Annotated in this window: 13 protein-coding genes and 1 tRNA gene; 6 read left to right on the top strand and 8 right to left on the bottom strand. The window is 61.8% G+C overall.

Annotation, left to right across the window (positions count from 1 at the left end):
* Window positions 1-36: 36 nt before the first annotated feature.
* The 3 genes from AC1D0Z_RS05560 to yaaA form a co-directional block, all read right to left on the bottom strand.
* The gene (locus AC1D0Z_RS05560; RefSeq protein ID WP_477657244.1) at window positions 37-930 is read right to left on the bottom strand and encodes an alpha/beta fold hydrolase; all 894 of its coding nucleotides are present in this window, start codon (window positions 928-930) and stop codon (window positions 37-39) included.
* 234 nt (window positions 931-1,164) lie between these two features.
* On the bottom strand, window positions 1,165-1,998 hold the full coding sequence (locus AC1D0Z_RS05555; protein WP_477657243.1) for a 2OG-Fe(II) oxygenase: 834 nt from the start codon (window positions 1,996-1,998) through the stop codon (window positions 1,165-1,167).
* Window positions 1,999-2,012: 14 nt separating this feature from the next.
* Window positions 2,013-2,789, bottom strand: coding sequence for a peroxide stress protein YaaA (gene yaaA, locus AC1D0Z_RS05550; protein ID WP_477657242.1), 777 nt, complete (start codon window positions 2,787-2,789; stop codon window positions 2,013-2,015).
* 299 nt (window positions 2,790-3,088) lie between these two features.
* On the opposite strand from yaaA, the gene AC1D0Z_RS05545 reads away from it, so the two are divergent.
* The 3 genes from AC1D0Z_RS05545 to AC1D0Z_RS05535 all read left to right on the top strand — a co-directional run bounded on the left by AC1D0Z_RS05545 (window position 3,089) and on the right by AC1D0Z_RS05535 (window position 8,220).
* Window positions 3,089-4,882, top strand: a complete 1,794-nt coding sequence (locus tag AC1D0Z_RS05545; protein WP_477657241.1) for an FAD-dependent oxidoreductase — start codon at window positions 3,089-3,091, stop codon at window positions 4,880-4,882.
* Window positions 4,879-5,079, top strand: coding sequence for a DUF2783 domain-containing protein (locus tag AC1D0Z_RS05540; protein WP_477657240.1), 201 nt, complete (start codon window positions 4,879-4,881; stop codon window positions 5,077-5,079). Before AC1D0Z_RS05545 ends, AC1D0Z_RS05540 begins: the two co-directional genes overlap by 4 nt.
* Window positions 5,080-5,193: 114 nt before the next feature.
* Window positions 5,194-8,220, top strand: a complete 3,027-nt coding sequence (locus AC1D0Z_RS05535; protein WP_477657239.1) for a valine--tRNA ligase — start codon at window positions 5,194-5,196, stop codon at window positions 8,218-8,220.
* A gap of 297 nt (window positions 8,221-8,517) precedes the next feature.
* Here the strand turns inward: AC1D0Z_RS05535 and AC1D0Z_RS05530 are convergent, their stop codons facing one another.
* On the bottom strand, window positions 8,518-9,531 hold the full coding sequence (locus AC1D0Z_RS05530) for an NAD(P)-dependent oxidoreductase (protein WP_477657238.1): 1,014 nt from the start codon (window positions 9,529-9,531) through the stop codon (window positions 8,518-8,520).
* A gap of 124 nt (window positions 9,532-9,655) precedes the next feature.
* Here AC1D0Z_RS05530 and galU point away from each other — a divergent pair, with 124 nt between their 5' ends.
* Window positions 9,656-10,576, top strand: a complete 921-nt coding sequence (gene galU, locus AC1D0Z_RS05525; protein ID WP_477657237.1) for a UTP--glucose-1-phosphate uridylyltransferase GalU — start codon at window positions 9,656-9,658, stop codon at window positions 10,574-10,576.
* Window positions 10,577-10,594: 18 nt separating this feature from the next.
* Here the strand turns inward: galU and AC1D0Z_RS05520 are convergent, their stop codons facing one another.
* The 3 genes from AC1D0Z_RS05520 to cysM form a co-directional block, all read right to left on the bottom strand.
* A complete protein-coding gene (locus tag AC1D0Z_RS05520; protein ID WP_477657236.1) occupies window positions 10,595-10,822 on the bottom strand; it encodes a sulfurtransferase TusA family protein in 228 nt (75 codons plus the stop codon).
* Window positions 10,823-10,889: 67 nt separating this feature from the next.
* Window positions 10,890-11,456, bottom strand: coding sequence for an NUDIX hydrolase (locus tag AC1D0Z_RS05515; protein ID WP_477657235.1), 567 nt, complete (start codon window positions 11,454-11,456; stop codon window positions 10,890-10,892).
* A 113-nt stretch (window positions 11,457-11,569) separates the two neighbouring features.
* Window positions 11,570-12,472: a cysteine synthase CysM gene (gene cysM, locus AC1D0Z_RS05510; protein WP_477657234.1), complete on the bottom strand. Its 903-nt coding sequence runs from the start codon at window positions 12,470-12,472 to the stop codon at window positions 11,570-11,572.
* Window positions 12,473-12,511: 39 nt separating this feature from the next.
* Between cysM and AC1D0Z_RS05505 the strand changes: the two genes are divergently transcribed.
* Window positions 12,512-12,596, top strand: a tRNA-Leu gene (locus AC1D0Z_RS05505).
* A gap of 356 nt (window positions 12,597-12,952) precedes the next feature.
* Window positions 12,953-13,939: an aspartyl/asparaginyl beta-hydroxylase domain-containing protein gene (locus tag AC1D0Z_RS05500; RefSeq protein WP_477657233.1), complete on the top strand. Its 987-nt coding sequence runs from the start codon at window positions 12,953-12,955 to the stop codon at window positions 13,937-13,939.
* 680 nt (window positions 13,940-14,619) lie between these two features.
* Here AC1D0Z_RS05500 and AC1D0Z_RS05495 read toward each other — a convergent pair.
* The gene (locus AC1D0Z_RS05495; RefSeq protein WP_477657232.1) at window positions 14,620-24,747 is read right to left on the bottom strand and encodes a LysM peptidoglycan-binding domain-containing protein; all 10,128 of its coding nucleotides are present in this window, start codon (window positions 24,745-24,747) and stop codon (window positions 14,620-14,622) included.
* Window positions 24,748-24,812: the final 65 nt, after the last annotated feature.

Here is a 24,812-nt window from a genome sequence, read left to right as displayed (position 1 = left end):
GCCGCCTGGCCAAGGCCCCAAGCTGTGGGGGCTATATCAGCTGGCCGCTTTGAAGTGCGGAATCAGCAAGGCCAGCAAGCGGTCGACGACACCGGGCGGCAAATCGTGGCCCATGCCTTCAATGCTTTCGAAGCGGGCGCCGGGAATGCGCCGCGCCGTGTCTTCACCGCAAGCCATGGGCACGAGCGGATCGGCCTGGCCGTGCACCACCAGTGTTGGCGCGGTGACCCTGGCCAGCAACGCGGCGCGCGCACTGTCGGCGGCAACGGCCACCATCTGGCGAAGAACGCCCTGCGGATGAAAGCTGCGCTGCGCCGCCGCAGCGACTTTTTCGCGAATCTCGGTGTCGTCCATGGGAAAGCCCGGGCTGCCGATGGCCTTGAGCAGCTTCACCGTGTGGTCGACGGCCGCCTGCACACCCCGACCGGCGGGCCGGCTGAGCAGCACACGGGCCACCGCCGGCCTGGCTTCCGGCAGGCCGCGTGCGCCGCTGGAGCTCATGATGCTGGAGAGGCTGAGCAGGCGCGATGGCGCCAGCACGGCAACGCGCTGCGCGATCATGCCGCCCATGCTCACCCCCACCACATGGGCCTTGCCGATGTGCAGCGCATCCAGTACGCCCACGGTGTCAGCGGCCATGTCTTCAAGGCTGTAGGGCGGCCGGATGCGCCACCCCATGCGGAACTTGAACCCCTCCCACAGCAGGCTGGGCGCGCCGAGGTGGTCAAAGTGCTGCGAAAGCCCGATGTCGCGGTTGTCAAAGCGCACCACGCGAAAGCCCGCGTCAGTGATCGCCTGCACCATGGCCGGCGGCCAGGCGATCAGCTGCATGCCCAGCCCCATGATGAGCAGCACCACAGGCCGGCCCGTGGCGTCGCCGGGGTGGGTGTCTTCGATTTCGATGTCGATGTTGTTGGCGCGTATTTTCATAAACCATTATGGTCTGCACTCCCCGAATCGCGTCAATCGGCKCGTCCCTCATGCGTCACCATGCAATCCCTATCAGCATGAGCCGCGGAACCGGCTTTGCCGGGCCGCAGGGCGGGCGGCCCCCTCGGGGGGCAGGGAGCGACACGAAGTGCGCGACCGTGGGGGCTAAATCCCTCCGCGGAACGGGCTTTGCCCGGCCGCAGGCGCCGTCCCCTGCAAGCGTCCGACAGGGGTTTACGTRAACTCCCGCTGCCGTAGCCACTTGGTGGCAATCCATTTCTCACCAGCGGTGACCGGCTCGCCCCCATGCAGCGTAAGGCTGGAAGGCAGTGCCTGCGGATAACTGAAAAACACCGCATTGCCGCGGCGCGGCGCCACCCGCACTTCAATGTCGGGGAACACCGTGGCGCCGCCCTCTCCGGGCTCATGCAGGTACATGATGAGTGTTGCCACCCGCTGGCCGCCGCGCTGCAGTATGGCGGGTGTGCCGGGCTCGGTCGGGTCAAAGTAGTCGTAGTGGGGTTTGTATTCGGTGCCGGGGCCATAGTGAAGGACCTGCAGCCCTTCACCGTTTTCCTGCGGCCAGCCGAAGATTCTGGCAATGCGCGCCTCGACCTGGCGCACCACGGCGTTTTCGGCGCGCCTGAAGAACATGCCCTCGCTGGTGCGGTCAGGGTTGAGTTCCTCGCCGCCGGTCTTGGTGTCCACCGTCAGCGAACGCACCAGCCGCGGCCGGGCGGCCTCCATCAGCGCTTCGCATTCGTTCGGGCCCAACAGGTTGCCCAGCACGATGACATTGGGCTGCTGGGCATAAAAAAGTATCTCCACCCACTTGTCGCCGGCATCCACCATGTTGTTGGTGACCGGCAGGGCCAGCGCGGGTACAACGACGGCCGCCAGGTCTTCGGGCGTCAGCCGCACCGCGCGCGTGGCGGCATCGTGGTTCCAGCCGGCCGCCAGCATGGCGTTGAAAATCTCGTCCCGGGAGTGGCCGAGGTTTGCCTGCGCCGTCATCCACGCCAGCACTTCCGGCGTGAGCTGCTGGTCGGTGCGGGCTTGCGAGCTCATGGGCGAGAGGCGGCTCAGGCGGCCTGTTTGCGGCGGAACACGAGCCGGTCGGGTTCGGACACTTTGGGATCAAAGCGCCAGCCTTCGGCGTCAAAGCCCTCCAGCTTTTTGACGCTGCCCAGCTTCTTCTCGATGGCATAGCGAACCATCAACCCGCGCGCGCGCTTGGCGTTGAAGCTGATGATTTTGTATTTGCCGTTCTTGAACTCCTCAAACACACAGCTCACCACACGCGCCTTGAGCGCCTTGCGGTCCACCGCCTTGAAATACTCTTCGCTGGCGAGGTTGACAATCACGGGCGAGGTGTCCGCTGCCGCGCGCTGGTTCAGGTAATCGGAAATTTGCGTGCCCCAGAACTGGTAAAGATTTTTACCCTGGGGTGTGGCCAGCGCGGTGCCCATTTCAAGCCGGTAAGGCTGCATACGGTCGAGCGGCCGCAATACGCCGTAAAGGCCGCTCAGGATGCAGACGTGGTCCTGCGCCCAGTCGAGCTGCTGGGCGCTCAGTGTTTTCGCATTGAGGCCGCCATACACATCACCGTCAAACGCCAGCGCAGCCTGCTTGGAGTTTTTGGCCGTGAACCGGGGCGACCAGGCCTGGTAGCGACCGACATTCAGACCGGCCAGGGCGTCGGACAGTTTCATCAGGGTGCTGATCTGCTGCGGTGTGCGGGTTTTGAGCACGTCGATCAACTGGGCAGACTGGCGGGTAAAAAGCGGTTGGGTGTGGGTGGCGACGTGCGGCGGCGTGTCGTAGTCGAGGGATTTGGCCGGCGAGATGAGAAACAGCATGCTTTGGTTCGGGAGATAAGGCGAAACCCCCACTTTACGACAGGGCGCGCAGCGCAGTGGAAAGCCGATGCGCGTCGTAGAGCCCGATTTCCTGCGCCACGCTTTTTGCCTTGACCCATTCCAAAATTACGTTATGGTAAATTCATTACGGATAGGTAAACACGCGCAGAAGCGATCAAAGAGCCCAGGTAAGACACCGCCGGCGGCCTGGGGTCAGTTGCTATATTTTTGATAGCTGCTCGCGCTCGACCTGTATGGCTAAAACGCCTAAAACGCTAAAAAAACCGCAGGAGCAGTCCATGCCTGAGACAAACACAAGCCAGGGCCTCGCTGCCACAGGCGCACTGCCGGTCACGCTTACCAACGGCTATGAGTTTGCCCAGGGCAAGGGTTACGCCCTGCCCGAATACCCTTTTGTCGAGCCGCCGGAGCTGCGCACCGGAGAAGTGAAACGCCACGCCGTCGTGATCGTTGGCGGCGGCATCACGGGCCTGACGCTGGCCTGTGCGCTGGCGCAGTACGGCGTCAAGGCCGTGCTGCTGGACGAAGACAACACGGTGGGCGTCAAGGGCGCGTCATCGCGCGGCATCTGCTACGCACAAAAGACGCTGGAGATCTTCAAGCGCCTGGGTATTTATGAACGCATCGCCGCCAAAGGCGTGCAGTGGAGTGTGGGCCGCACCTTTGCCGGCGCCGACGAGGTCTATGCGTTTGACCTGCGCCAGCAGCAGACGCATTCACTGAGCCGGCAGCCGCCCTTTATCAACATCCAGCAGTTTTATGTCGAGGGCTTTCTGGTCGAACAGCTCCATCAGCCCGCGCTGGAAGATCGCCTGGTCGATATCCGCTGGAGCCACCGCGTCACCGGGTTCGAGCAGAACGAAGAATTTGCCACGCTGCAGCTTGAGACGCCGGTGGGGCCCTACACCCTGCAGGCTGAGCATGTGATCGACTGCAGCGGCTCACGCAGCCCGTTTCGCGCCTGGTGCGGCGCGACCGTCACCGCGCAAAAAGGCGACGACCGCTGGTGCATTGCCGACGTGCGCTTCAGGAACCCGCCACCGGTGGAACGCCACACCTGGATTGAAGCCCCCTTCAACGAAGGGCGCGCCGTATGGCAGCACCTGATGGCCGATGGCGTCTGGCGCATCGACTACCAGATGCCGCCGCATGCCAATCCCGAAGACGTCAGCCGTGAGGATGTGGTGCGGGCGCGCCTGAAGGCGCAGTTCAAAAGCCAGGCGGGCCAGGAGCTGGACGATGCCGACTACGAAATCGTTTGGGTTGGCCCCTACGCCTACCGCAGCGAATGCCTGGACAGCCTGCGCTGCGGCCGCGTGTTTTTTGCCGGCGACGCGGCCCATGTGATGAGCCCTTTCGGCGCGCGCGGCGGCAACTCGGGCGTGCAGGACGCCGACAACCTGGCCTGGAAGCTGGCGGCGGTATTGCAGGGCCGTGCCGCACCTGCCCTGCTCGACAGCTACCACCACGAACGGCATGAAGCGGCACAACACAATGTGCTGGTGACCAACCGCACTGCGCGGTTTTTGCGGCCGGCCGACGGTGCGGAGCGGCTGTTTCGTACGGCAGCGCTGAGCCTGGCGCGGGAACACCTGTTCGCGCGGCAGCTTGTGAACACCGGGCGCATGTCGACGCCCAACCACTACACACGATCGGAGGTCTGCGGGCCTGCCGGCGGGCGGGCGACGCAGAACGTGGGCTTTGCCTGGGCGGACGACAGCCCGGGCGAATTGCTGGACTTGCTGGATTGGGCCCATGGCAGGCTGCTGTTGCTGGTGTTTGGCGATGTTTCGGCTATGGCGCTGGTACGGCTTGCCGCGCTTTCGAAAGAAGCCGGCATTCACTGTGTACAGGTGCTGGGGCATGACGAGCGGGCCACTGCGCTGGAGCACGTGATCGACAAAGAAGGTCATTTACAGACGACTTGCCACGTGTTCGGCCACGCCTGGGCCTTGCTGCGGCCCGACGGCCATRTSGCCGCMACSGGSGARAGCGTGGACGCCTCGGTGATACATGCCGTGGCCAATGCATTGGGTACAAACCCCGGCCAAGACGGAAAGGAACGCGCATGAAAGCCGACAGCCCTTTGATGACCCGCCTGCATTTCCAGGACGCGGACGCGTTTTATGAGTGCCTGCTGGACGCCCACCAGGGCCTGAGCCGGGAAGAATCCGAGCTGCTGAATGCCCGGCTGATCCTGCTGATGGCCAACCAGCTGGGCGACACGGCGGTGCTCAAAGCCTGTGTGGCGGCGGCGCGCAAAACCTGAGTTGGCGCGGGCCACCCCGGCGCCAAGGCGGGGGCCACCAGCCAGTCGAATAAAATCAGGGGTGTTTCACCCAACCCAAGGCGGCATCCCTTCGATGCCGTTTTTCATTGCCCCATGACCAACGCCGCCGCCCCCACCCTTGCCACCCCTGCAGATACCGCCAACACCGCCCCTGGGGCCGTGAAAGTCGCCACACCGGGGCTGGACGGCCTGGCCAAATCCTTCGAGCCGGCCGCGATTGAAAGCCGCTGGGGCCCCGAGTGGGAGCAAAGCGGCCAGTACGAGCCCACGCTGGATGCGTCCAGGCCCTCGTTTTCCATCCAGCTGCCGCCGCCCAACGTGACGGGCACGCTGCACATGGGCCATGCGTTTAACCAGACCATCATGGATTCGCTGACGCGATACCACCGCATGCTTGGCCACAACACGCTGTGGGTGCCCGGCACAGACCACGCCGGCATCGCCACGCAGATCGTGGTGGAGCGCAAGCTGCAGGGCGAAGGCAAAAGCCGCCATGACCTGGGCCGCAAGAATTTCGTCGCCAAGGTGTGGGAATGGAAGGAAGAGTCCGGCACGACGATTACGCGCCAGATGCGCCGCATGGGCGACTCCGTGGCCTGGAAGCACGAGTACTTCACCATGGACCCGAAGATGTCGACGGTGGTGACCTCGACCTTTGTGCAGCTTTACAAGCAGGGCCTGATCTACCGCGGCAAGCGCCTGGTGAACTGGGACCCGATCCTGAAGTCCGCCGTGTCCGACCTGGAAGTCGAGAACGAAGAACGCGACAGCTTCATGTGGCACATCGAGTACCCCTTCAGCGATGGCCCGCAAAAGGCTGCTGACGGCTCACCGCTGCGCGGCATGCACATTGCCACCACTCGCCCTGAAACCATGCTGGCCGACGGCGCGCTGGCGGTGCACCCGGACGACGAGCGCTACAAGCACTTGCTGGGCAAGATGGTCGACCTGCCGTTGTGCGACCGCAAGATTCCGGTGATCGCCGACGACTACGTCGATCCCGAGTTCGGCAGCGGCGTGGTGAAGATCACCGGCGCGCACGACTTCAACGATTACCAGGTGGCGCTTCGTCACAACCTGCCGCTGATCACCATCTTCACGCTGGACGCGAAAATCAACGAGAACGGCCCGGCGCAATACCAGGGCCTGGACCGCTATGACTGCCGCAAGGCGGTGCTGAAAGACCTGGAAGCCCAGGGCTTCCTCGAAAAAGCCGTGCCGCACAAAAACATGGTGCCTGTGTGCGCACGGACCGGCGCGGTGGTTGAACCCATGCTGACCGACCAGTGGTTTGTGGCGCTCAGCAAGGTAAGCGACCAGGACCCGACGGGGAAATCCATCGCGCAGAAGGCGCGCGATGCGGTGAGCAGCGGCGAGGTCAAGTTCGTGCCCGAGCAGTGGGTCAACACCTACAACCAGTGGATGAACAACATCCAGGACTGGTGCATCTCGCGCCAGCTCTGGTGGGGCCACCAGATCCCGGCCTGGTACGACGCTGAAGGCAACGTCTACGTTGCACGAAATCAAGAAGAAGCAGAAGAGCAGTTTCTCGACTTTCGAAACTGTCTAGCTGATGATGACTACGAAGAACTTGCGCACACGGGCGAAAGCACCACGGCTGAAAGGTTAGCCATACTCGATCAGCACGGCCTACGACGCGATGAAGACGTGCTGGACACCTGGTACTCATCGGCACTCGTGCCGTTCTCGTCATTGGGCTGGCCAGAGAAGACGAAGGAGCTGGACCTCTTCTTGCCGTCGAGCGTGCTGGTCACCGGCTACGACATCATCTTTTTCTGGGTCGCCCGGATGATCATGATGACCACGCATTTCACCGGCCAGGTGCCGTTCAAGCACGTGTACATCCACGGTTTGGTGAAAGACGCACAGGGCAAGAAGATGAGCAAGTCCGAAGGCAATGTGCTGGACCCGGTCGATCTGATCGACGGCATCGAGCTGGCACCTTTGCTGGAAAAACGCTCGCAAGGCCTGCGCAAACCCGAGACCGCGCCACAGGTGCGCAAGAACACCGAAAAGGAATTCCCGGCGGGCATTCCCGGCTACGGTGCGGATGCGCTGCGCTTTACCTTTGCCTCGCTGGCCAGCCTGGGACGCAGCATCAACTTCGACAGCAAACGCTGCGAGGGTTACCGCAACTTCTGCAACAAGCTCTGGAACGCGACACGCTTCACGCTGATGAACTGCGAGGGCCAGGACTGCGGGCTGGAAGAGCACACCAAAGAGCAATGCGCGCCCGGCGGGGAGTTTCACAACTACCTGAGCTTCTCGCAGGCCGATCGCTGGATTTCGTCAACCATGCAGCGCGTGGAAGCCGACGTGGCCAAGGGCTTTGCCGACTACCGCCTGGACAACGTCGCCGGCAGCATTTACCAGTTCGTGTGGGACGAGTTCTGCGACTGGTACCTCGAGATCGCCAAGGTGCAGATCCAGACCGGCACGGATGCGCAAAAGCGCGCCACGCGCCGCACGTTGATCCGCACGCTGGAAGCCATCCTGCGCCTGGCGCATCCGGTGATCCCATTCATCACGGAAGAGCTGTGGCAGACCGTGGCGCCCGTCGCCGGCAAAACAGGAAAGTTCATCGGCGTCGCGCCTTATCCGCAAAGCCAGCCCGAGAAGATTGATGAAAAGGCCGAAGCGCACGTCACCAAGCTCAAGACGCTGGTGGACGCATGCCGCAACCTGCGCGGTGAGATGAAGGTGTCGCCAGCCACGCGCATGCCGCTTTATGTATTGGGCGACACAGCCTTCATGCAGGACGTCGCCCCGGTGCTCAAGGCACTCGCCAAACTGAGCGAAGTGAAGGTGTTCGATGACGAAGCCAGCTGGGCTGCTGCAGCGCAGTCGGCACCGGTGGCCATCGTCGGCGAAGCGCGCCTGTGCCTTTACATGGAAGTCGATCTGGCGGCGGAAAAGGTTCGCCTGCAAAAAGAAGAAACCCGCCTGGCAGGAGAGATTGYCAAGTCCGAAACCAAGCTCGCCAATGAAGCCTTCGTCAACAAGGTGCCCCCGGCCGTGCTGGAGCAGGAACGCAAACGCCTGGCAGATAACCAGGCAGCCCTGGCCAAGATTCGCGAGCAGCTGGCACGGCTGAAATAAGCGTCAGACCACCACCAGTAAAAAGCCCCGCAATGCGGGGCTTTTTTATTGTTGTGATGCGAAAGCCAAGCCTTGGCAACGTCAGCATCGGTTAAAGGGGTGTTTCTTCGCCAGCAGGGGCCGCGGGACTGGCTTTGCCAGGCCGCAGGCGCAGCGCCCCCTCGGGGGGCAGGGAGCTACACGAAGTGAGCGACCGTGGGGGCTCTATCTCTCCGCGGGACTGGCTTTGCCAGACCGCAGGCGCAGCACCCCCTCGGGGGGCAGGGAGCTACGCGAAGCGAGCGAACGTGGGGGCCCTCATCTGATCATGAATTCCGGTTCAGACCACTGCGACGGCGGGACACTGCCCGGCTCCAGACCCATGGGCGTGCTGGTCAACTGGTCCATGCCGCTGTGTTGCGTGCCCAGGGCTTCATGCATGCGGTGGGCCACATACCAGCTTGAGCGCAAGCGCGCCTCGCGTGTGTGGGAACCCAGGCGGGGCGTGACAAACAGGTTCTTCAGTCCTTTGAGCGGTGAAGCATCGCCCAGGAAGCTTGCTTCGGCGCCATCCAGGATGCAGGCCTCTATGCGGCCGTCGCACAGCGCAGCGGCCAATGCGCCCTCATCAAATAATTCGCTGCGGCTGATGCCGACCCACAGCTGGTTGCGTTTGCAGCCCGCCAGGAGTTTGTCATTCACAAAGCCCCGGAAACGCGTGGCATACAGCATCTGCACAGACACCGCATCCGACTGGCTGACCAGCTCGGACAGGGAAACAGGCTGTATGCGCAGGCGCTCCCAAATGGGCGCAGTGTGGTGAACCGCAGGGTCATAGCCGACGAGCCGGACGCCCAGCCCGCTCAGCATGCCGGCCAGCGTGTGCGCCGTCGGGGCCAGGCCCAGAATGCCCACGGTGCTGCCATGAAGCTCGCGTCCCATTTGCGTTGTGGGGTGCCGGCGTCCCATCAGGGCTGAAACCAGGCCGCGGCGGTACAGCAGCAAGAGGCTGCTCAGCAGGTATTCAGCATTGGAGCGCACGTTGGCGCTGCTGGCATGCACGACCTTGATGTCGCGCTCCTTGCAAGCTTCCAGGTCGGTGTTGTCGGTTCCTACGTGCAGGCGCCCAATGGCCTTGAGCTTGGGCAGGAAATCTAGGAACTCGCGCGTGACGACGGTCTGGCGCGGAAAAACAATGCCTTTGGTTTTGTACGCGATCTTGCGCAACGATGTCAGATCGTCGGCAAGCTCGGGATGGTAGGCAACGCCGTGCCTGGTCTCAAGCCAGGCCATGGCTTCCGGCACCAACGCATCAAGAAGTAAGATGTCCACTCAGTCAATCCTTTTTCCTGCAAACTCTCAATCGCGTGATGTGCCCACGCAAATTCAGGCGTTTGTCTGACCCATGCGCTGTACCAACAACGCAACACTTTAGGCTTTTATTCGGTCAAAGTCGATGCAAAAATTTACATTAAACAAAGCTGTCTTCCCCGTTGCTGGTCTTGGCACCCGGTTTCTACCGGCTACCAAGGCCCAACCCAAAGAAATGCTCCCTGTGGTCGACAAGCCGTTGATCCAATACGCTGTGGAAGAAGCCTATGCAGCCGGCATCCGTCACATGATTTTTGTAACTGGACGCAATAAACGGGCCATCGAAGATCACTTCGATACTGCTTATGAATTAGAGAACGAACTCGAAGTAGCCCAAAAGCACGCATTACTGTCACTGGTGCGATCTGTCCAGCCTGATGACATGAATTTTTCCTATGTACGCCAGCCTCGCTCCCTGGGGTTGGGGCATGCTGTGCTGTGTGCCGAGCACCTGGTTGGCCAGGAGGCTTTTGCGGTTTTGCTGGCAGATGACCTGATGGTCGGCCCCAAGGGCGGCAAGGCAGTGCTGGCGCAGATGGCCGAGCAATTCGCCGAGATCCAGCAATCCATTCTGGCCGTGCAGGAAGTGCCCCAGGACCAAACCAGGCGCTACGGCATCGTCGCTACAGACGGTGCAAGCAAGGGGCTGATGAAAGTGAAAAAAATCGTGGAAAAACCGGCACCGGAGGTGGCCCCTTCACGCATGGGTGTGGCCGGGCGCTACATCCTCACGCCAGCGATTTTTGAGCACATCCGCAAGCAGACTTCCGGCGTGGGTGGCGAGTTGCAGCTCACCGACGGGATTTCAAGCCTGCTGGGCCAGGAGAGCGTGTATGCCTTCCAGTACGAAGGCAAACGCTATGACTGCGGGAGCAAGGAAGGTTTCCTTGAAGCGACCGTAGAGCTGGCGCTGGAGCACCCTGAAGTGGGCGTGTATTTCCGGAATTACCTGGACAACCTGCAAATTGGCTGGTCAGGCCGGGAACGCCGGAAGCAGGCGGCCTGATAACGGCCTGTTACAGAATCAGCGGCGTTTCAAAACGTGAATAAAGTCACTGCCCGTGGTCTGCTGTTCAACCAGCTCGTTGCCCGTTTGTTTGGCAAACGCCTGGAAGTCGCGGGTAGAGCCGGCGTCGGTTGACACCACACGCAGCAGCTGGCCGCTGAGCATTTCGGTCAGCGCTTTTTTGGCCTTCAGGATGGGAAGCGGGCAATTGAGGCCGCGGGTGTCGAGTTCTTTGTCGATGTTCATGAAAATCCTTGGGTTGCTGCGATTTTAAGCAAAGCGCAAAGCCCTTTTTACCCGGCAGTATCCGGTTTTACCCGGCCTTGCCGTCCCCGTCAGCTTCCACCTTGCTCAGCACGGTGGCCCAATCCACAAACTCAGGTTCATGGCCGCGCGTGCGCAGCCAGTCGGCCAGCGCGTAGCCCGTGCCCGCAGGCCAGCACTTGAGCTTGTCCAGATCGTAGAGCCGGTAGTCCACCAGTTCGGGTGACAGGCTGACATCCCCCGTGCAGACCGCATGGTAGGCAATGATGATCTGGTTCATGCGCTGGAAGTCATAGACGCCGATCAGGTCCAGCGAGGTGGCGTCCAGGCTGGTTTCTTCCTTGATTTCACGGGCTATACCGCCTTGTGGCGTTTCCCCGGCTTCCATGAAACCCGTGATGAGCGCGTACATCTTGCCGGGCCAGGCAGCATTGCGGGCCAGCAAAACCTGGCCGTTGTATTCGATCACGGCTGCCAGCACGGGCGTAGGGTTGTTCCAGTGGGTGTAGCCGCAGGCCGGGCAACGCAGCCGGGCCTTCTCGCCGCCGTCTTCCATCTGCGACACCATGGCCAGCGGCGTCGCGCAGTTGGGGCAAAACCTGAATTCGTGGGTCATGGTCAAAAAGGAAGATTGGAAAAGAAGGACCAGCAGCGTCGCACGCTATATTTTTAATAGCTGCTTGCGCCCGTCAAATATAGGCCACAGCCCGTTTTATGCCTGAAAACGGCTCAGGCCGGAAAAACACCCGTCGACAGATAGCGGTCGCCGCGGTCACAAACGACAAAGACAATCACGGCGTCTTTCACGGTTTTGGCGATTTCCTGTGCCACCCAGCAAGCGCCGGCCGCCGAGATGCCGGCAAAAATGCCCTCTTCCCGCGCCATGCGCCGGCACATGTCTTCAGCGTCAGCCTGGCTCACCAGCACCAGTTCGTCGACCTGGCGAGGGTCATAAATCTTGGGCAGGTACTCTTGTGGCCATTTGCGAATACCAGGAATACGCGAGCCCTCGCTGGGCTGGGCGCCGATGACCTTGATGGCCGGATTTTTCTCTTTCAGATAGCGGGAAACACCGGTAATCGTGCCGGTTGTGCCCATCGCACTGACAAAATGTGTCACCTTGCCTGACGTATCTGTCCATATTTCGGGCCCGGTGGTCTCGTAATGGATGCGCGGATTGTCCGGGTTGGCGAACTGGTCCAGCACCCGGCCCTTGCCCTCTTTTTGCATCTGGTCGGCCAGGTCGCGCGAATATTCAATTCCAGCGCTTTTGGGCGTCAGGATCAATTCCGCGCCAAAAGCCTTCATGGTCTGGGCGCGTTCGATGCTCAGGTCCTCCGGCATGATCAGGACCATCTTGTAGCCCTTGATGGCGGCGGCCATGGCCAACGCAATGCCCGTGTTGCCGGAAGTGGCTTCAATCAGCGTGTCGCCGGGTTTGATGTCGCCGCGTTCTTCCGCGCGCTTGATCATCGAGAGCGCCGGGCGGTCTTTCACGGAACCGGCCGGATTGTTGCCTTCGAGCTTGCCCAGGATGACATTGCCGCGCGCGGCGTTTTCGGCGGCGTGAATGCGTTGCAGCGCGACCAGAGGCGTTTTGCCAATCGCGTCTTCAATGGTTGGATAGTTCATGGCCACACTGTGCCATAATTTGAGGCTTCGCTCCTCGCAGCCCGGGTGGTGAAATTGGTAGACGCAGGGGACTCAAAATCCCCCGCCGCAAGGCGTGCCGGTTCGATTCCGGCCCCGGGCACCACATCCCGAAAAGCCGGACGGTTTCAGACCGATCCGGCTTTTTCTTTTGTCAGACGCAGTTGTGCGTGCGGCTTCACATACACACACGCCCTTCAGGCGATACGCGGTGGGCAAAAAGCGGGTAGAGCCTACAGCGCCTGCCGGACTGCGCTCAACTTCCCAAAGAACATTTGCCGCAGTGTCCCGCAGAAGCTTTTCCAACATTTTTCACCTCAAGATTCGGTGCCAAGGGCCAGTGCAAAAACACCGGCAAGGGCGCGTGGCGTGAATATACTTAAACCATCATCCCGCGCAGGCCTCGCACAACAAAGCAGAGGCGAGCCTTATCCATTTCCCACACAAAACGCTTGAGTTGCCATGCAAAAAGCAAACTCTTCCCGAAGCATTTTTGAAGACCTTCTTTGCCAGAGTCTTTTTGAGCCGGAGCTGTTGAGGAATGTGGCAACCCTGCTGGACCAGGACCCTTTTTTCATGCGGGGCCATCTGGAGATGCTGTGGAGTGCCCAGAAAAAAGACCATGAGGAACTCTATGCCGGAGTCCTGCATGATGCCTTGGCCGCAGCGGCTGCGCTTTACCGCGGCGGCGAGCTTCAGCTAAACACCATGGCGCATTGGACGCTCTCGGATTACGAAAGCCTGCGGGAGGTTTTACGGATGGGGCTGCAAAGAAAAGAGCTTTCCCTGTGGAAACGGGCGGGCATCTTTCGCCAGTTAAGGAGCCTGTCCCGCGTGATGCAGTCCATGCCGGCCGCAGACCCCGGCGAACAAAAGCATCTTGTGTTCCAGAAGAACGTGCATGTGCGCGAAATTGCCGCGGAAGTGAAGGGCATTGCGCCTTACTGGTGGGGCGTTCACACCCACAGGCAGGAGGCTCTTGATCACCACAGGCACACGCAGTCCATTGTGGTCAGGAACAGAAAGAAGCATGAACGCGATTACCTGCCCGCCGATGGCGTCCATGAGAGCGAGGAAACCGCTTTCTCCAGAAAGTACCCCAAAACCAATGCGCTCGTAACCTTGTTGGCGCAGGAACTGGGCCTGGCCCTGGGCCGCGTTGTGCTGGTCAAGCTGCCGGCCCACCACCAGGTTTACCGGCATTACGACGATGAAGAGTCTCTTGAGAATAGAGACCGCTATCACTTGGTGCTGAGCTGCGGTGACAGCAATGTGCTGGAGTCCGGCAACAACCGCTTCAATGTGAAGCCTGGGGAGCTCTGGTTCTTTGACAACAAGGTGATGCACAGGGCGGCCAACCTGTCGGATACGCCGCGTGTGCATATTATTTTTGATGGGTATCCGCTGGTGAAATTGGCCCAAGCTCACGTGGAGCCCACGCTCGAGTGATGGTTTAGCGTGACTCATCACCCCGGATGCGGGATGCTGTCGCCATAGGGCCTTGGCAACAGGCTTAGCGGGGTGTCATTCGGCGCAACGCGTAGGCGCTGGGCATGACTTGAGGTGAGCAGCAAGGCCCAGTATCTATAAGAGAAAAAGCCACCGGCAACCCCACGGCCTTGGAGGCTGGCTAGGGTTGCGGGTGGTTTTTTTATTGTTTTGTTGCTATTGAATTCGCAACTGACTACAACCGCGAGATAAAGTCGCCATATGTTGAGATGCAAGATGGGCGCATGTATCAATACAAGCCATCAGCATCGTTGCAATTGACCTCAACCATCACTTTAAGAGCGCCGCATTCAACACGTCAGGAACAACCGTAAGCATGGCATGATTTACCTCAAGTGGCGCCTCTTTCCACCATTCAGGAACATACCCATGCATATGTTCATATGAATGACATGACGAACACCATTCCCAATAACTGCCCGGCCCTTGAAATAGCTGCCCCCTCAACTCTCGACGCTCCGGCTTTATAAGATGGTAGTACCTATGTAGCGTTTGATTTTCGCAAACGGGGCAAGCATCTGGAAGATCTATTCCCCCACCAATGGAGTTATTGAACAACGTTCTCCATGCCGTAAGATTGGCCTCTGGCACACCCTGCCAATCAGCAATATTATCCGCCATCATCTTTTCCCTTCAATCCAAGCTTGCAACGCATTTCCTGATCCATACACACTCCTATCGCCCATGGAATTGTCAGCACCATGCGGCTTATGGAGCCTTCCATTCAGATAGTCACGAGCATGACTCACTTCGTGTGCAATTGTATTGGCCGTAGTAGCTTGATCAACCAACGCATCAGGCCCAATTCGAATCACGCGACCGCCTTCTAGCGCACGCGTGACACCCAATTGTMCCGCTGGCAGGGTTTCGTCATACAACACTGAAATCTTTTGACCCGCTCCCTTGAGATTGATGCCGTAGTTGGCCGCGACATCCTCCACAAAAAGCTGAGGGCTCAACGCGTGCTCATACGTTTTTTCAAGCTGTGTAGCAGGTTTTCCCAACCTATACAGCTCTGCACTATTTACCCCTCTCGCCCAATTCACTCCCCCAGACGCTGCGTCAGGTATCGCCCAAGCACCAAACTCACCAGGAATCGAGCGGTAGAACGCACTCGCCGTCTGCACCCCCTTGCTTGCCACGATAGGCGTCGCAAACCCGCTCACAAACCCAGCTGCCTCCTGCGACACGTTGTCGTACTCAAAGAACCTGCCCGAGAAGTCCCGGTACTGCGCAATCTCCCGGTCCAACGCTCCAGGCGAAGCAATGCCAGCGATCTCCGCCCCGCCCACCGCTAGGTAACGCGTACCAATCGCCACCTGGGTCAAAGTCTCCGTTACGAAGTTCGGAACACCTTTGATCAAACCGGCGACACCTTGTCCCGCGTAGTTCAAGGATTCACGCGGGTTTTGGACGATTTGCTGCATCACGCCAATCGGTGTTTCAGTCAGGAAGTTGCCGACGTTGCGCATCTGCTCGCCATAGCTCATTGATGGCCGGTTCTCTGTGGGCACCATGGTGCTTCCAGCGTAGTCGCCCGCGGCTGTGTAGACATCTTGAGAAACCATGGCCGGGCCACTGGCCACGACCTGGTTCGTACGCCCACTCCAAGCGCCCACCCGCATCGCGTCATAGCGCTGCTGATCAGCCGCGGCTTGTGCTGTAGCCGCTGCCTGCGCCGCTTGCCTGTCCGCCTTGATCTGCTCGCCTGTGGCTATGTCTCTGCCGTAGCTGGCCAGGCCGGTGGTGGCCGCTGCCGTGCTGGCCCCGGGGAGCACGATGTTCTGGTCGGCCTGGATGCTGCGGGCATTGCTAATGCCGTTGACTTCGAACAGCTGGCCCACGTAGTTGCTGATCTCGCGCTGGCTGGCGCCGGCGCCCAACTGGGCTCGGGCTATGCGCTCAAGAGAACCGCCGTAGTCACCCGCACGCACGCTGGACGGGACCGTGGGGGCACCATCTGAAGCCCCGCCCAACTGATTGTCCTGCACAACCGGGGCGGTGTACATCGGTCTAGCCGCTCGCCTTGCCGCCACGTCCGCCGCCCAAGCATCGCCGCCATTCCAGCCGGCCCCGCCGTTCTGGTCCTGTATCTCGCTGCGTCTAAAGCTTTCCTGGCTGGCCCGCATCAGGCTTTCTTCCTGCTGGCTGGCCTCGCTTCGCATGTTGTCCGCGAAACTGCTGCCCAACGCATTGCCAAACGCATCCGTGGCAATCTGCTGTATGGAAATCCTACCGCCCCGAACAATGGCACCAGCCGTACGTTCTGCCATGCCGGTCAGGAACCGAGTGCCGAGCTGTCCGATCGGACTATCACCGAGCATGTTGCTAATTCCAGGGCTGACAGCTTGTGCAACCCCTGCGCTCACTGCACTTGCAGCGACCCCTCTCCAGTCGAAATGATCCTGCAAGCCGGTGATGACGCCAATGCCTTGAGTGAGCGCATTGCCCACGGCGGCACGCACCATGAAGTTTCCGATCTCTTTTCCTCCCAGGAAGCCGGCGGAGCCAGCGGCCTGACCTATGCCGGCGCCAACGCCGGCGCTGATGGCACCCAGGGCGACCGATTCCCAGCTGAATCCATCCTGGATGCCGAGTGCATTTCCCACCAACTGGCCAGCCAACGAGCCAACTGCACCCGCGACAGCGGCCGTCCCCACTACGCCCAGCGAGGCGCCAATCGACCCCACGGCTCCCACAGTTCCTCCGAGCGCACCGGCGCCGGCACTCATAGTCGCAGCGAAACCTTGCCCCACAGCCCCACTCAGCGCCCCAGCGGTATAAATTGTCACCACAACCACCACGACGATCATGATGATCTGACCCAACACGCCGCACCCGCCATCGTCTTGCGCAGGCGGCGGAGGCGTGGGCAGGTTGGGCGTGGTATCGCCCACGATCGCGCTCGGGTCGTAGGGCTTGAAGGTGTTGAAGTTGTTGCTCAGCGTCCCCACGCGGTTGGGGATGGTCAGGGTCTGGCCGACCTTGAGGTCGTTGTCGCCTGCCAGGCCATTGGCCTCCGCGATGCGGTACCAGAGGGAGCTGTCACCGAAGGCACCCTTGGCGATACTTTGCAGCGTGTCGCCGGGCGCCACGATGTAGATGCCCGGGCTGGCCGACGGGTAGTTGCCGTTGATGGGCTGATAGCCGAAGTTGAAGTCAGCCACGTTAACGCCGCCGGCGGCATTGCCGTAGCGGCCCAGCACTTCACCGCCGACGATCAGCTGGCGCTGGACCTGGCCGTTCTGGTTGGTGTACAGGGCCTTGCCGGCTGCGTCGCTGATGAAGCTCCGGTTGGCGGCGCCGTTGGTGCTGTCGGTGATGGCGGACAGGTTGCCGTTGACGTCGTAATAGCTGGTAGTGGTGCCCGGCTGGAAATAGCTGCTGCTGCCGTAGACGCTGGCTTCCTTGTAGCCCTCGTAACGCGCCTGGCTGTAGCTGTAGGTGTTGGTGTAGGCAGTACCCTGGTAGTTCTGCAGGGTGTAGCTTTGCAGGTTGCCCGCGGCGTCGTAGCTGCTGTAGTCGATTTCGTACTTGGCGCTGTCGTCGCTGTTGAACACACGCTGGTGCAGCAGGCGGCCGTTGGCGTCGAAGCGGTTGATGCGCGTTTCGGTGCCGCTGGCGCTGGACGCACCGCCGTTGAGCGCGTTGATGTAACCCACAGGCAGATGGCCCGCCGGGCCGGTCTGCATGTTGCGGTTGGCGCCGTCATAGAAGCGGTAGTCCAGTTGCACGCTGTCGCGCACAACGCCTGTCAGGCGGTTCAGCCCGTCGTAGGCGTATGCCTCGGTGGTCTGACCCTGGCCCGCACTGTAGTCCGTGCGGTACACAGGGACCTGCTGGGTCTGGTAAATGATGTTTCCGGACTCGTCCCGCGCGGGGATGGGGTTCCCGGATTCGTCCAGGGCGGGCTGGCCGGATTCATTGAGGACCCAGACAGGAACGCCTGTGCTGACCGTGTTGTAGTGGTCTACCACCTGCACGGCATTGACCCGGTTTCCGTAATAGGTGTCGCTGGTGCGGTTGCCGCTACCGTCATAGGTGATGCGGTGGCCCTGGGCCCCGAGGTTGCCCGCGGCGTCCACCGCGTCCACCACGGTTTGGCGGTTCATCGCGTCGTACTGGAAGTACCGGCTGCTGTCGTTGGCCGTGTCACCGTTGATGACGTGCGTCTGGATGTGCGTGCGGTTGCCCATCTTGTCGTAGTCAATGTTGATGTAGGCATGGGTATCGTTCACCCAGCGCAGGCGACCCAGGGCGTCATACGCCATGTGGTTGTCCTGGTAGACGGTGCCGTTCTGCGACATCTGCTCGCGCAATTGATGGCCGGCCAGGTCCCAGGCGTAGTTGGTGATCTTGCCGAGCGCGTAGTCGGTGTTACGGGTGAGCTGTCCGGCGGCGTCGTAGATATAGCCCAGGCTCTGGCCGCGGGTGTTGGTCTGCGAAGTCAGCTGGCGCGCGTTGTCGTAGCTGTAGCTGTATTTAGCGCCGCCCAGGTCGGTGTGGCTGTACAGCCGGCCGAAGTAGTCGTAGCTCCAGGTGCTGGTGTAGCCGTTGGCGTCGACCTCGCCGGATTTGCGTCCCTGCAGGTCGAAAGTGGCGCGCACCGTCTGGCCCAGCGGCTGGCGGGTGGCCACCACGTTGCCGCGCATGTCGTAGGTGTAGCTCAGGGTCTCACCGTTGCCGTTGGTGTCGGTCAGTTTGTTGCCGGCCTGGTCCCAGGTGCTGGACTCGACAATGGCGCTGGTGCCAATGTAGTAAGCGGAATTGGCGCTGTTGACACTGTAGATGCCGACGGCCGGGCGCACGGTGCTGAGCAGGCGGTTGAGTTTGTCGTAGTTAAAGGTGGTGACARAACCGCGCGCGTCGGTGGCCTTGGCACGGTTGCCGAAGGCGTCGTAGCGGTAACTGGAGACGGCAGCGTCCGCGTGAATGTCTTGCACCAGGTTGCCGGCGGCATCGAATACCTGGCCGTTGATGTTGCCGTTCGCATCTTTCAGGGCAACCTGGCGGCCCATGCGGTCATAGTAAATATTGGTCACCGGGCTGCCCGTGCCCTGGTTGCCGTTGCTGTCGGGCTGGATCTGCTGGATCAGCTCGTTGCTGGCGTTGTAGCGGTAGCTGGTTTTCCAGTTCGTGGAGCGCGGATCGTTGATCTCCAGCACGTTGCCCCAGCGGTCGGTCTTCTGGTTGATGACGGGGCGCACCCACTGGCTGTCTCCGTTCTGACCAGGGGTTTGCCCCAGCTGGGCGCCCGCGCTCTGGCTGACCGAGCTGCTGCCTGCTGCCGTCGTGTTACTGGCGTAATACTGCGTCGGAATATAAGTAGAGACCGAATACGGCACGGCGACCACCACATTGCCGCTCCACTGGTAATGCTCAGCCAGTTGCGTGCCGTAGATGTAGCCAGTGCTTTCGCTGTAACCGACCACGACCTGGGTCGCAATGGGCGGCCCATAGATGGGCTTGCTCGGTACTGTGAGGTACTGCGCCGGATCCGGAGGGGAATACCACACATTCGAGTACACCGGCGACTGGTAGCTGTAAGTCGTGGGAACGTAAATCGTTTGGTAGATGATGTTGCCGGATTCATCGCGCGCATAAATCGGCTGCATGCTTTCGTCGTATCCGACGATGATGGGCGGCCCTTGCGTCGGCACCTGCACGGTGTAGTAGACCGTGGTGTAGCTGGTCAACGTCCACACGGGATAGGGGACGCCGACGACGACGTGGCCGCTCCATTGGTAATGGGCGCCCAATATGGGGCCGTAGATGGGCGTGCCGCTTTCGTTGGAACCGCTTTCGTTGTATCCGATGATCCCCTGCGTCATGACCGGCGCGCTGTACTGGGCGTCGGTATAACCAGTGATGTAGTTGGCCGGATTGGCCGGGGTGATCCATTGGGTCTGGACGTAGGGTGCGACGACCGCGATCTGGCCGGTGGCGTGCGCGTAGGGAGCGCCCTCCCCGACATGTATCCACAGCAGTTCGTACTCGTAGGTGCCCGCGCCCAGGTTGCTCACATCGGCGCCGTCGTAGCCACCGCCACGCGGGACCACGGTACGGACCTGCCAGGCACCCGTGCTGCCCGCCGGCCTGACGCGCAGGACCTGTTCAACGCCTGCGCCCGGGCTTGCCCAGCCGTAAACCCCAGTCTGGACAAAGCTCAGCGGCGCGCTGATGGTTGACAGCGCCGGCATCGCCATCGAAAGGTTACCGGTCGCTGTGGTCCGCGTCGCGGCACCGGGCGGCGTGGTCAGCACCCGGTATTCATAGTTGCCGATACCGAGTGCGGACGCGTCAAAGCGCAACGCGTCGCCGAAATTGATCAGGCTGACGTTGCTCCAGCCGCCGCTTCCGGCCGTTCCCGCGGGGCGCAACTGCAGCTGGATATCGGTCCCGGGGTCGGTGGGCACGGCTACTTCAATGGTGTTGCCGCTATAGCCCAGGCTGGTCTGGTCGCTGATTTGCTGCCAGTTGCCCTGCAGGTCTTTCTTGTAGAGGCGCAGGCGCGTGACGCTGCCAAGGCCGCCGTTGATGGTACCGGCAGGATCTTGCCAACTCATGGTGACACCGCTGGCACCTTGCTCGGCGGTCAAAATCTGGCTGCGGCTACCCGCGGCGCCGCCGGCTTGCACAACCGTTCCGATGATGTTTCCGGCTTCGTCCCTGGCATAGATCGGCTGGCCGGCTTCGTCGGTGCCAATGATGGTGGCACCCACAAAATTGGTATAGATCGGTGTCAGGTAGTCCATGACCACCTTGACGTCGCCACTGCCCAGGCTTGCGAGGGAGGTCCAGCTCAAGGACACGCTGTTGGTGCCAGTCCAACCCAGGATGTTGCCGGATTCGTCACGCCCGATGATGGACGACGTTGAAGAAATGTAAGCATGGCTGGCGTTCTGGCGCACCAACACCCCGCCCTGTGTCTGCAGGCGCTCGGGCTGCAACTGCTGTGTCAGATGCCCGATCGCGTCGTAGCGCATGTCGGTGCGGCGCACGTCTGTCAGCGCAGCAACCTGGTCTGCGCTGGTGAAAGCCAGCAGGTTGGTATTGGCCCGGCCGGAGCCCGCGCTGCGAATATCCGCGGTCTGGTGGCCCTGCAGATCGTAGAGTGCGACCTTGTCGATGCCGTCGCCGCTGTTGGTCCGCCAGATGTGGCCGGCGTTGTCATAGTCGAAATATTCCTGCCGCCCGCCATTGACGCCCTTGCGCGTCATCTCGCCGAAAGCGTTGTACTCGACGGCGGTGTCCACCACGCCGGCCTGCGCCTGGCTCACGGTGGTGATGCCGGAGCCAGTCGCCTGCGCGGCGCTACCTTCCCATTTGGCGACCCAATTACCGCCAGCATCCTGCTGCCAGATACGGATGTAGCTGAGCTGTGAAATGCCGCCGTCTGTTGCGCTGGCATTTCCCCAGCCCAACGTAACACCGCCACTCGCGGCGGCGGCGCCGAAATCCTGCACTTGGCTCGCCGCATGGCTGAGCACGCCGCCATAGATAATGCCCGACTCGCTGGAACCGGCCGGGCTGTAGGTAGACAGCGTCTGGTAGTCGACCTGGACGCGTACCAAACCGCCCGCGGCATTGACCAGACTGGACCATGTCAATGACACGCTGTTGCTACCCACCAGCGTCAGCGATCCCGCCTCATTCGCTACCGTGGTGGCTGAGCCGACCTGCACCGTATTGAGGCCGCCCTGCAGCACGGTGGTGGAAGCCGGGTCAATGACGTGGGTCTGGCGGCCCAACTTGTCGTATTGGTAGGCCCGAAACAGCGTCCGGGTGACACCGTCGTTGCCGGTGACGGCTTGCCATTCCTTGGCGATGCTGCCATGCGCATCGTAGGAGCTGTAGTGGTTGTAGCCTTGCGCGTCCACGAGCTGGGCCACGTGGCCCGAGCGGTCGAAATACGCCATGGTCGTGCGGTCTGCGGCATTTGCTGCGGCTGCCGTGTAAGCACTCTCGTTCGCGGCACTGGCGCCGCTGGACAGATCGGTCTTGACGACCACATTGCCGTAGGCGTCGCGGCGGAACACCGTCAAGGGCGTCAACGAGCTGCCGTCGGCCACACCCCCTCGCGTAGGGGCGGCGATCGCGGTGACGCGGCCCATGGCGTCGTAGTAGCTGTAGGTGGAGGCACCGGCGGCGTCAGTCGTGCGGGTCAAGTTGCCGACGCTGTCGTATCCGTAGGTCGTACTCAGGTTGCCGCGTACGCTGGTCGCGTTGCTGTTGTCGCTGTACTCGACGTTCACCCTGACTTCCGAGGTCTTGCGGTTGCCTCGGTCGAAGATATATAGGGTGGTCCGGTCGTCGGCACTGCCAGGGGCGGTCGGCGCGGCAGCGGCGGGAGATGCGCTGTTCCAGCCCGTGAGCGCCGTGGCGAATTCGGTGTGCGCGCTAACGTTTCCAGCGGCGTCGAAAGCCTGGGTTGTCAGGTAGCCCAAGGCGTCCACGCTGGCGGTTTGCTGGCCACGCTTGTCGAAATAGTTAGTGGTTGATGTCCAGGTATCGGTCGCCGGGTTTTTCAGCAAGGCGACGCGGATCAGGTTGCCGAAGGCGTCAAAGGTATTGCGGGTGGTTTTCCCCGCAATGAAATATTGGCTACCATTGGCGGCGTCCGGGTCGTAGACATAGGTCTGCGGCTCAGTGATCCGGACAGCGCGCCCCAGACGGTCATACTGGGTCAGGAGGTTGCGGTCCATGCCGTGGTTGACGCCTGCCGCGTTGACCGCGGCATCGACCTGAGCCACCGACAGGCTTGCAGGGTTGCCGTTCGGCAAAGTCGTCGCCGATCCAAAACGCACCAGACGGGTGACCTCGCCCATGGCATTGCGTGTGTAGCCGGTCACAAAGCCCAGGCTGTCGACCTCATAGCTGACATTACCAAGCTTATCGTAGGCCTTGTAGCTGAAGTTGCCGGCGACGTCGCGGTTGGCGATGGCGTTTCCCAGCATGTCGTAGCTGACCTGGCTGAACAGCGTCTGCTGCGTTTCAGTGCGCGTGGCCAAGCCTGTCGCGCCGTTGGTCGTCAGGTTGTCGGTGGCGGCGTTGTACACGCCCACCGCGGGGTAGGTCGTCCTGACCTGCCGGCCGAGGGCGTCGTATTCATAGCTGGTTAGCCGCTGTTCCGCACGCCCGAAAGCTTCAGTGCGGGAAACGAGGTTGCCGAGCGCGTCGTATGCCAGGCGCGTGACGATGCCCGCCGCACCGGAGGCGGCCTCATTGACCTCCAGGTTGCCGCTCGCATTCACCACCACGGATGTCAAGGCAACCTGAGGTGAAGTTTCCTGGACGAGACGCCCGCCCGCGTCATAGTCGTAGGTCCAGGTCGCGGATTTTTTGTTCGTGAAGCTGAGTTTTTCGCCGAGGGCGTTGTAGGTGAACGATTCAGTGAAGCCCAACGCATCGGTGCTGCCCGTCAGGCGGCCGGCGGCGTCATACACAAAGCTGCTGCTGCGGTCATTCGCGGCCGAAGCAACGACGGCGCCTGCGATCGCACTGGCCGTGCCGGCCGTTGCCGCCGGTATGGCCAAGGCGTATTCAGTCACGCCCTTGATGGCGCCTGTGCCGTCGTACACCGTCTTGCGGACGTAGCCCAGCGCGTCAACGCCGTAGACCTGGCGGTTGCTCGCGTCGAACACGCGTTTTTCGATACGGTCGTTCGCCGCGTCGGCCACGAGCAAGGCGCGAACTGCCGCTTCAGAGGCCGTGGCGCCAAGGCTGGACACATTGACGAGCACGGCGTAGCGCTTGAGCTGCACGGCGTTGCCGGCAGCGTCGAATGTCGTTTCGGTGGCCGCGCCGTTGGCGTCGATGCCAAAGATCTTGCGGTTGGCCAGGTCGTAGGCACAGCGCTCGATGCGGTCATTGACGGCATCGGGAACCACCGCAGACTGGATCGCCTGGGCGCTGGGCGTGCCGGCTGCCGTGGGCGGCGTGACGGCCGTTGCATAAGCCAGCCTTTGCGCCACATTGCCGTTGGCGTCGTAGATGAGTTTCGTCACGCCGCCCAGGGCGTCGACGCTGAAGGTCTGGCGGTTGGCCTTGTCGTAGGCAAACACGGTGATGCGGTCGGCGGCGCTGGCCGTGACGCTGGCCGGCGCGGCCGAGCCGGCAATGGCCGTGGCGTACTGGATGGTCTTGACGGCGTTGCCGTTGCTGTCGTAGACGAAACGGGTGACGGCGCCGACGCCGTCGGCGCGGTACACCAGCCGGTTGGCCGGGTCGTACACATTGCGCACGCGCACATCGCTGCCAGAGGCCACGACGGCGGCGTTGATGGCCGCAGCGGTGGCATTGGTGGCCGGCGCTATCGGCCTGGCGTAAGCCAGCCGCTCCAGCACGTTGCCGTTGCCGTCAAAGGTCTGCTTGACGACGGCACCTGTTCCGTCGACGGACAGCACAGCGCGGCCAAGCGGGTCGTACACAGTGCGCAGGCGCTGGTCATGGGCAGCATCTGCCACGGGCGCGGGCAGGGTTCCCGCCACCCAGGCGCCGCCGCCCGACATCGCCACGCGGTTGGCATAGGCCAGGCGCTCAATGACGTTGCCGGCCGCGTCATACACGTACTTGACCACCTCGCCCAGGGCATTGACCGTGGCCGTGAGCCGGCCGTCCTTGTCATAGACGCGGTTCTCCACCAGGTCCGAGCTCGCGGTGGCAAGCACCTTGGCCTGGATTTGCGCCACGGTGGCAGCCGCCGGCAAGCCGGCCAGGTCCGCCGGTGCGAGGGCCGCGGCATACACCGTGCTCTTGACGACGCGGCCTTCCGCGTCAAAGCCGCTCTGCCTGACGTTGCCCGCCGCATCGA

The sequence above is a fragment of the Polaromonas sp. P1_E3 genome (genome assembly GCF_056405935.1).
This window is presented reverse-complemented; position numbering and strand designations above follow the sequence as displayed.

Coding starts and splice junctions, on each gene's coding strand:
- AC1D0Z_RS05560 (WP_477657244.1), bottom strand. CDS start 930: ATGAAAATACGCGCCAACAACATCGACATCGAAATCGAAGACACCCAC.
- yaaA (WP_477657242.1), bottom strand. CDS start 2,789: ATGCTGTTTCTCATCTCGCCGGCCAAATCCCTCGACTACGACACGCCG.
- AC1D0Z_RS05540 (WP_477657240.1), top strand. CDS start 4,879: ATGAAAGCCGACAGCCCTTTGATGACCCGCCTGCATTTCCAGGACGCG.
- galU (WP_477657237.1), top strand. CDS start 9,656: ATGCAAAAATTTACATTAAACAAAGCTGTCTTCCCCGTTGCTGGTCTT.
- AC1D0Z_RS05520 (WP_477657236.1), bottom strand. CDS start 10,822: ATGAACATCGACAAAGAACTCGACACCCGCGGCCTCAATTGCCCGCTT.
- AC1D0Z_RS05515 (WP_477657235.1), bottom strand. CDS start 11,456: ATGACCCACGAATTCAGGTTTTGCCCCAACTGCGCGACGCCGCTGGCC.
- cysM (WP_477657234.1), bottom strand. CDS start 12,472: ATGAACTATCCAACCATTGAAGACGCGATTGGCAAAACGCCTCTGGTC.
- AC1D0Z_RS05500 (WP_477657233.1), top strand. CDS start 12,953: ATGCAAAAAGCAAACTCTTCCCGAAGCATTTTTGAAGACCTTCTTTGC.